Genomic DNA, 1,121 nt, shown 5'->3' on the forward strand with positions numbered 1-1,121 from the left:
GTGCTCAAGAACACCCACTACCGGGTAGCGTGCGCTTTCCGCGAGAATTCTGCATCCTGGCGCTTTCAGCAGGCCTAGCGTCAAAAACTTGTTCGCAATCTGGGTACGCAAAGCGTCCGTGGGCACAACTACGATAACTCGCTCACAGCAAGCCGATGTCAGAACACCGAGCATGGTCTCGGTTTTTCCGGTGCCAGTTGGCAGGACTATCGATGCGACTTCGTTGCTCACCGTCCAGTGTGCGTGTACAGCGTGCAAAGCGCCGGTTTGCGGGGGGCGGAAGCCGATGACGCCCGTCGACCTGTCCTCTTCTACATAGGCGAATCCGTCTCGCCAGGAAGCGGTGGCGTCTTTCGCGCTTCTGTTGTCCACTGAACGGTCATCGGCCTGCAATGATGGATGCTGCAACCAAGTCCCTGCGGAGACATCAAGCGCGTCATCCACGATGGCAGCGTTCGGCGATTTCAGCACAGCTGCCTCGGTTGAGTCCGGAATTTGAGGAGGGGCACTCTTAAGGATGCGAACCGGCATCGGAAGAATGCCAGACGTAACCTCGAAACCTTCCGCTCGGTCCGTCACGAACCGAACTACCTCAGCATCGATTTCCTGTTCCGGCCAAGCCAGCTGACGAATCCAGCTTTTTTCTATTTTCTTGCTGACCGAATACACCGCGGCAAGTCGCACCTTCATCTAGCCATTCCCTTTGAACACCGCTACAGACAATAGGTTTTCTAGGCAGCCCCATACCTAGCCGCTGCCTGCATATGTCAAATATGAAAAAACTAACCCTTCTCAATAAGCTCTGTTCGCGTCTTCGAAAAGCCCTCTTCCGAGGGGTTCCGGCGTAGCAGGCGCGCGTGCGCCGGTAGCGGTGGCCTGCGTTCGGATGACTGAGGTCTCGATCGTGCTTTTGGAGGCCGAAAGCCGAGATACCCTGCACAGGCACTACGATGCAATGACAACCGGGAATTGCTTGCCCTCCTCGAAAGCCGACGTCGGCCTAGTGCTAGTACCAGCGGCGGCTTTGGGTCGAACTGGGACAGCCGACCCGCCTGCGAAATCGTGTTTCCGATTTGTTGGCCCCTTGCATTGCAGCATTCAATGAGGGCATCAACCAGCGA

Annotated in this window: 1 protein-coding gene; it reads right to left on the reverse strand. The window is 56.6% G+C overall.

Going from position 1 to position 1,121, the window contains the following annotated elements; genetic code table 11:
• Positions 1 to 690 (reverse strand): DEAD/DEAH box helicase family protein (locus K309_RS38995; protein WP_035878981.1); only part of this gene is annotated, 690 nt, incomplete at its 3' end.
• Positions 691 to 1,121: the final 431 nt, after the last annotated feature.

Origin of the sequence: Cupriavidus phytohabitans, assembly GCF_000426345.1 — a bacterium.
Taxonomy (GTDB): Bacteria; Pseudomonadota; Gammaproteobacteria; order Burkholderiales; family Burkholderiaceae; genus Cupriavidus.